General features: G+C 72.5%; 6 protein-coding genes. 2 read left to right on the top strand and 4 right to left on the bottom strand.

Going from position 1 to position 6,513, the window contains the following annotated elements; all coding sequences use genetic code 11:
- Together G3I42_RS29880 and G3I42_RS29875 are read left to right on the top strand one after the other, a co-directional pair.
- Positions 1-278 (top strand): helix-turn-helix domain-containing protein (locus G3I42_RS29880; RefSeq protein WP_164290874.1); only part of this gene is annotated, 278 nt, incomplete at its 5' end.
- A 292-nt stretch (positions 279-570) separates the two neighbouring features.
- A complete protein-coding gene (locus tag G3I42_RS29875; RefSeq protein ID WP_164290873.1) occupies positions 571-2,415 on the top strand; it encodes a hypothetical protein in 1,845 nt (614 codons plus the stop codon).
- A gap of 19 nt (positions 2,416-2,434) precedes the next feature.
- Here the strand turns inward: G3I42_RS29875 and G3I42_RS29870 are convergent, their stop codons facing one another.
- From G3I42_RS29870 to G3I42_RS29855, 4 genes are all read right to left on the bottom strand, one after another.
- Positions 2,435-2,980 carry a cysteine hydrolase gene (locus G3I42_RS29870; RefSeq protein WP_164290872.1) on the bottom strand — a complete coding sequence of 182 codons (546 nt, stop codon included), beginning with the start codon at positions 2,978-2,980 and terminating at the stop codon, positions 2,435-2,437.
- Positions 2,981-3,011: 31 nt separating this feature from the next.
- Positions 3,012-4,343: an MFS transporter gene (locus G3I42_RS29865; protein ID WP_164290875.1), complete on the bottom strand. Its 1,332-nt coding sequence runs from the start codon at positions 4,341-4,343 to the stop codon at positions 3,012-3,014.
- A gap of 79 nt (positions 4,344-4,422) precedes the next feature.
- Positions 4,423-4,908 (bottom strand): MarR family transcriptional regulator, encoded by a 486-nt coding sequence (locus tag G3I42_RS29860; RefSeq protein ID WP_164290871.1) that lies wholly within the window; start codon positions 4,906-4,908, stop codon positions 4,423-4,425.
- 121 nt (positions 4,909-5,029) lie between these two features.
- Positions 5,030-6,385, bottom strand: coding sequence for a DUF4157 domain-containing protein (locus tag G3I42_RS29855; protein ID WP_164290870.1), 1,356 nt, complete (start codon positions 6,383-6,385; stop codon positions 5,030-5,032).
- Between the last annotated feature and the right edge of the window lie 128 nt (positions 6,386-6,513).

Here is a 6,513-nt window from a genome sequence, read left to right as displayed (position 1 = left end):
CCGAGGAGGCGGGGCGCGTGGCGCGGCTCGTCCTCGGGCCCGTCCTCGCGCTGGGCGCGGCGGAGCGGCACCGGCTGCTCGACACGGTCGAGACGTGGTTCGCGGCGGGCGGCTCGGCCGAGGAGGCGGGGCGGCTCCTGTACTGCCACGCGAACACGGTGCGGTACCGGCTGCGGAAGGTGGAGGCGCTGACGGGCAGGTCGCTGAGCGCCCCGCAGACGGTGGCCGAACTGGGCCTCGCGGTACGGGCCGTCCGGCTGGAGGCGGCGGAGGAGTAGCGGCGGCGCGGGGAGGGACGGGGGGCGCGGCGCGGGCGGCGCGGGGAGGGGCGGCGCCCGGGTGCGTTCACCATTCCCTTGCCTTCATGACGCACGGACACCATCATGATGGCCCTGCGGTGAAAGGCAATTGAATGGGTGGTGTGAGGTGACGCCGTCGGAGCGCATGCCCGGGGCCAGTCGGCGGAGGCACCACCGGCAGAGCGGTGCGCCGGCCAGGCCGGCGGAACGGGTCGCGGTTTCCGCGCGCCTGTCCCCCGACTCCCTCAGGGACCCGCGCGCCATCCTGGCCTTGCAGCGTTCGGCGGGGAACCAGGCGCTGGCGGGACGGCTCCGTGCCCCCCTCCCCTCCGGGCCCGCGAGCGTCCCGGTGCAGCGCTCCGCCGCCGCCCCGTCCGCACCGGAGGTGCGGGAGACGGAGGAGACGGAGGAGCGGGCGCCCGAAACCCCCGGCAAACGGGCTGAGTTCAAGAAGACCGCCACGAAGATCGGCCAGGACACCAGGAAGATCTTCGAGACGACGGAACCCCTCGGCGGCAAACCGGCACCCCTGGGCGCGGGTGTGGCGACGGGCGTGGCGACCCCGCGGCCGGGCGCGGCCCCGGCGGACGGCCCGCTGCACGAGCCGGACGCGATGCACAGCGGGCAGATCGGCCAGGCGACGACGGACGTCTACAACGTCGTGGGCGACGGCATGTCCCTCGCCAAGAACACGAAGGCGGCGCTCGGGGCCCGCAAGGACAAGGACTCCACCGAGGTCTCCGGCCACGGCAAGCGCAAGCAGTTCAACACGGCGGGCGCCGACGCGCTGGCGGGCGGGGCCATCGTGACGGCCGACGGGCTGAGCACCGTCAGAGAGGGCCTGAAGCTGGGGGCGCACGCGACCAACGAGGCGGTGAGCGCGACCGCCCCCGGCCTTTTCGGCGCGGCGTACGGGGTGAAGTCCGGGCGTCAGGCCCGCAAGGGGTACAAGAGCTGGAAGAAGAAGAGCGCTCTGAAGAACATCGATCTCGGTGAGAACGCCGACATCGACAAGACCAACCTCAAGAGCGTCAACGGCGAATTGCGGGCCGCGAAGGAGAACGTGGATCTCCACGAGGCCGAACTGCCACCGCTGGAGGAGGAGGCGGAGCGACTGGCTGCCGCGCTCACGGAACTGGACACCTTCATCGGGGAGTTGGGACGCCGGATAGGCGCGCTGAGCCGCGTCGCCGGCCCGGACGAGGACCAGCCCCGGGAATCCCTCCGCCAGCTGGCCGGGCTGCGGGCGCAACTCCCCAAGGCACAGGCGACCCGCGAGGCGACGCGGGCGGAGCAGGAGGCGAACCAGCGGCTGCTCACGGCGGCGCGGCGCCGGTTCGAGGAGGCGCGCGAGAAGTACGAGCGCACCGAGCTGGAGATGATCAGGCACTACGCCGTCCGCAAGCAGAACCACCGCATGGCCAAGATGGGTCTGGACGGTTCCGGGAACGGGGTGCGCAGCGTCGCGTCCCTCCTGGGCATCCTCGCGGTGACGGGGGTCGTCGCCCCGGTGGCCGGGTGGGCCGTGGCAGGTGTCGGCGTGGGCGCCGTCACCGCCGTCTCCGCGCACAAGAGCGGGCGGGCCGTGCACAAGCGGTACCGAAACAATCTGGAACCCGACCGGTACCAGCGCACCACCCCGGCGCAGCAGGACGAGGTGGCGCCGGGCCTGGCGGAACCGCCCGCGCACGAGGCCACCGACGTGGCGGAACCGCTCGCGCACGACGCCACCGGCCCGGCGGCGGAACCGCTCGCGCACGAGGAAGCGGCGGCGGCCACGGAATCCGGCGATGCCTCGAAGCGCAAAGCCCTCGGCAAGGCCCTCAATCCGTTCGGCGCGGCACCGGCCCAGGGGAAACGGCAGCTCATGGCGCAGAAGCTCTACGCCTTGGCCGCGGGAGGGGACGTCCCTGCCGCCGCGCGGACCACGCGAACCCAGCAGGGCAGAGCCCGTGAGCTGGTGAAGGCGATCGGGTGCACGCCGCAGAAGATGCGGCTGGCGGGCAAGGACGCCCCCCTGGAGGAGCAGGAGGCGGCGTGGGTGGCTTCGCTGCAAAGCGCCGGTCAGCAGAAGATGTGGGAAGAAGAGATCGCGAGGCAACTGAAGTCGGACTGAGATCTTCCCGGCAGCGTGCTCAGAGCGTCGCCGCCCACTCCTCCACGGTCGCGACCTCGCCGCGCCTGTTGAGCAGGTCCCGCAGCAGCACCTCGTGGAACTCCGGGTTCGGGTCGGCGCACGCGTCCGACAGCGCGGTGAACTGGTAGTCCAGGTCGATCGCCTGGAGCGCGGTGGAGAGCACGATGCCGCCGGTCGCGATCCCCGCGAGGGCGAGGTGGCCGATGCCCTGGGCGCGCAGGATCTGGTCCAGGTTGGTGCCCGCGAAGGCGCTGACGCGGTTCTTGTACAGGACGATCTCGTCGTCGGCGGGCGCCACGTCGGGGTGGATCTCGGCGTCGGGGTCGCCCGGTACGAAGCGGTCGGCCGGGAGCTTGCCGAACACCTTGTTGTTCGGGTGCCCGTCCACGTGCCCCGGGAGCAGGCGGAGTGCGACGTGGATGACGAGAACCCCCTTCTCGCGCGCGGTCTTCAGCGCCGCGGCGGCCTGGGTGAGGGCGGTGGGGTCCACGCGGGTGGCGTGGGCGTTCTGGAAGTCCATGAGGAGGAGGGCGGTACGGGACACGGGTGTGCCTTTCGTTGCGCGGGTGGGGGGATCAGTCCGTCTTGCCGACGCGGCTCAGCGAGCGGTCGAAGAGCGTCATGAGGAGGAAGAGCGCACCCGCGCCGAGCATGACCCACGCCAGTGCGTGCATGCCGCCCGTGTCGGCGCGCTCCCCGAAGGAGGCGGCGCTCGCGGAGGAGGCGACCATCGAGCCGATGTAGGCGAAGGTGCGCAGGAGCCCGGCCGAGGACGCGGTGCGTTCCGGATCGGCCTGGAAATAGACGGAGTTCTGGAGGGCGAGGTTGTTGAGACCCTGCGGGACGCCGAAGACGACGGCGACGAGGAGCAGACTCCACAGCGGGCTCGAACCGGAGAGCGTGAGCAGGATCAGGCACGCGGCGATCTGTCCGAGCGCGCCGACAAGGAGCTTGCTCCGTACGCCCTTTCGGCGACCGGACCAGATCGAGACACCGATGGCGAGCAGGAACATGGGGATCTGCACGAGTCCGGCGTGGAACGGCGAGAACCCGTACCCCTCCTCGGTCCACTGGCTGAAGCCGTAGAGGAAGGCGTACGAGACGACGTACGCGACGAGGGCACGCCCGTACGTGGCGAGCAGCGGCGTGTTGCCGCCGAGCACGCGGAGGTCGATGAACGGCGTACCCGCGCGCAACTCCCTTATCGCGAAACCGGTTCCGGCCACGAGCGTGATGGCGAGCAGGTACCAGTCCCGCAGGTGCAGGTTCATGAGGAACAGCAGCATCGAGGTGAGGGTGGCCGCGAAGAGCGCCATGCCGGGCAGGTCGAGCTGGGCGGTGACCCGGCCGCGCTGCGGACTCTCGCCCGTACCGGCCGACTTGGGCAGGCGCCACCAGCCGAGCAGTACCGCGGCGACGGCGAGCGGGATGTTCAGCGCGAACGTCGCGCGCCAGCCGCCGACGGCGATGAGGAGGCCGCCGAGGAGCGGGCCGACGACGGCGATCGTCTGGTTGGCGACGGCCAGCGCGGTGAGCACCCCGCCCGGGCTGTCGCGCCCCGTCCGCTTCGCCTCGCTCCGTACGAGCGCCATCGCGGCCGGATAGCCGCCGCACGTACCGAAACCGAGCAGGACGCGGGCCGCGATGAGGACGCCGAGGTTCGGCGCGAGGGTGCCGAGGATTCCGGCGAGGCCGACGATGCTCGTGCTGATGAGGAAGAGTCTGCGCGGCCCGAAGATGTCGATGAGCCGCCCGACGACGGGCTGCCCGAGCGAGGTCGCGAGGTAGAGCGCCGAGACGAGCCACGCGGTCTGCGAGGCGGGCGTGCCGAGGGCGTCGCCGATGGGGACGAGGGCGACCGAGATGATCGTCGAGTTGATCGGGTTGAGGACCGAGCCGAGCATCATCGGCGGCAGCAACCGCCGGTCGAAACCGGGCTGTTGAGCCTTCGGAGCCTTCTCGCCCGTCCCGGTCGCCGCTTCGGGCTCAGTCATGGGTCAGTCGCTCCAGTACGGACATGGCGGCGATGACCGCCCGCAGCTCCTCCTCCGTGCACTCCTCCTGGAGCCGCGCGGCGAGCCACTCGGTACGGGCCTGGCGGCCCTCGTGCACGCGGCGGCGGCCCTCGGGGGTGAGGGTGACCAGCAGCCGGCGGCCGTCCTCGGGGTCCGGGGCGCGGACGACGAGGCCGCGCGCGGCGAGGGCGGCGACGGTCGTGGTCATCGACTGGTGCCGGACGCCTTCGGCGGCGGCGAGCACGCTGGTCGTGACCCCGGCCGCCGTCGCGGGGGTCTCGGTCTCGCGGGCCACGCGGGCGAGCGCGGTGGACTGCCCGAGCGTGAGGTCCTCGGCCTCGGAGGCCGCGAGAATGCGACGCCGCAGACGGCTGATGACGGCCCTGACCTCGTGGGACGCCTGTACGGCGGTGGGCGAGGAGGGCGGGGCTCCGCCCGGCACGGGATCGGTGGACATGCCACCTACCGTAACGCGTACAGGCTGAGCTGTACAGCCTTGCCTGTATATGAGGCCACGACTGTCCCGGCGGGGCTCCCCCGGCGAGCGCTACCGGCGGGGCCCCGGCGGGCAGCGAGGTTCAGGAAGCGGACTTGAAGGTGAGCAGCTTCCAGGCGTAGCGGCCGGAGGCCAGCTCGGCGTTGAGGGCCTTCACCGCGTCGCCCTTCGCCGGGTGCCTGCGCCTCGACTCCAGCGCGGCGATCTCCGCCGTCTTCGTCCGGACGCGCTCCTCCGCCTTGGCGCGATGCTTGTTGTCGCTTCGCGCGGCGTCCCGCTCGTCCTTGGGCAGACCCTTGCGGATTTTGTCGATGTCCGTGTCGATCTTCTTGTTCGCCCGGGTGTTGTCGTGCACCTCACGGCTGTACTTGGCGGTGTCGCCCACGGCCGTCGAGGGCTCGTCGTCGTCCTCCGCCTTCGTCCCCGCGCCCACCGACTGGAGGAACTGGTTGATGTCCGGGATCATCGCGCCCTCGGCGTCGGTCAGGGCGGGGCGGTAGAAGACGACGAGGTGGGTCGGGCTGTCCGCCTTGTTGGTGATGTACGACTCCGAGTAGGCGCGGTTGGTCGCGAAGCCCTGGTAGGACGCGCCCTGCGGCAGGGCTCCGCGCAGCAGCCCGCCGAACTCCTCCGGGCCCATCGCGCGGTACAGCGGCTTGTTGTCGACCGTCTGGTCGGACACGGAGTACCGCTTCGCGCCGCCACCCATGTCGCGCGCGTCCGCCCCCGGCATCAGCCGGAGTTCCGTCGGCGCCGCCGCGGTCTGCGCCGGGGCCCGCTGCACCGCGCCGGGGGCGGGCCCCGTACCCGCATGACCCGCAGGCGCCTGGGCTTGCTCCCGCGCTTGTGGTGCGGGACCGGCCATGACGCGCCGGGCGTTCGCCTCCGCCTCGCGTTCGAAACGGTCCGAGGGGTCGCTCACGCGCAGCCCGCTGCCGTTGTCGGTGCCCGCGACGGGCCCCGTGCGCTGCTGAATGACGTGCGTCAGTTCGTGCGCCAGCGTGTGGTCGTCCGCGCCGCCCGCGCCGAGCACGACGTGGTTGCCCGAGGTGTAGGCACGGGCGCCGACCTCGGCGGCCGAGGTGCGCGCGGCCTCGTCCGTGTGCAGGCGCACGTCACCGAAGTCGGCGCCGAGCCGGGACTCCATGTCCTGGCGCACCGGGGCGGGCAGCGGCGCACCGGCCGAGCGGATCACCTGCTCGACGGCGGAGCGCTGCACCGCCGTACCGTGCCCGCACCCGGCACCGTGCTCATGCTGTTCGCGCGCCAACGCTTCGGTGACGGCGGCGTTCCCGGCGGCGCGCTGGAGGGCGAGGAGCGCGTGCGGCACGCCCTTCCGCCCGGACCGCCCCGCGTCACGGCCCTGCTCCGGCACCTTCGGGTACGACGTCCGGGTGGCACGCTCCGGTGCGCCCTGGAGCCTGTCGTGACCGTGCATGCGCGAACCCCTGACCGAACGGAGAGCTGTGGACCCTTCTGCCTATCAGTCGCCGGTCGGCGCGCGGCAGGCCCGCGCGGGCAGCGATGCGGGCAGGCGCGAGGGCGGGGCGGGCGGCGGGGCGGGCC

Source organism: Streptomyces sp. SID11385 (assembly GCF_010548245.1).
Lineage (GTDB): Bacteria > Actinomycetota > Actinomycetes > Streptomycetales > Streptomycetaceae > Streptomyces.
This window is presented reverse-complemented; position numbering and strand designations above follow the sequence as displayed.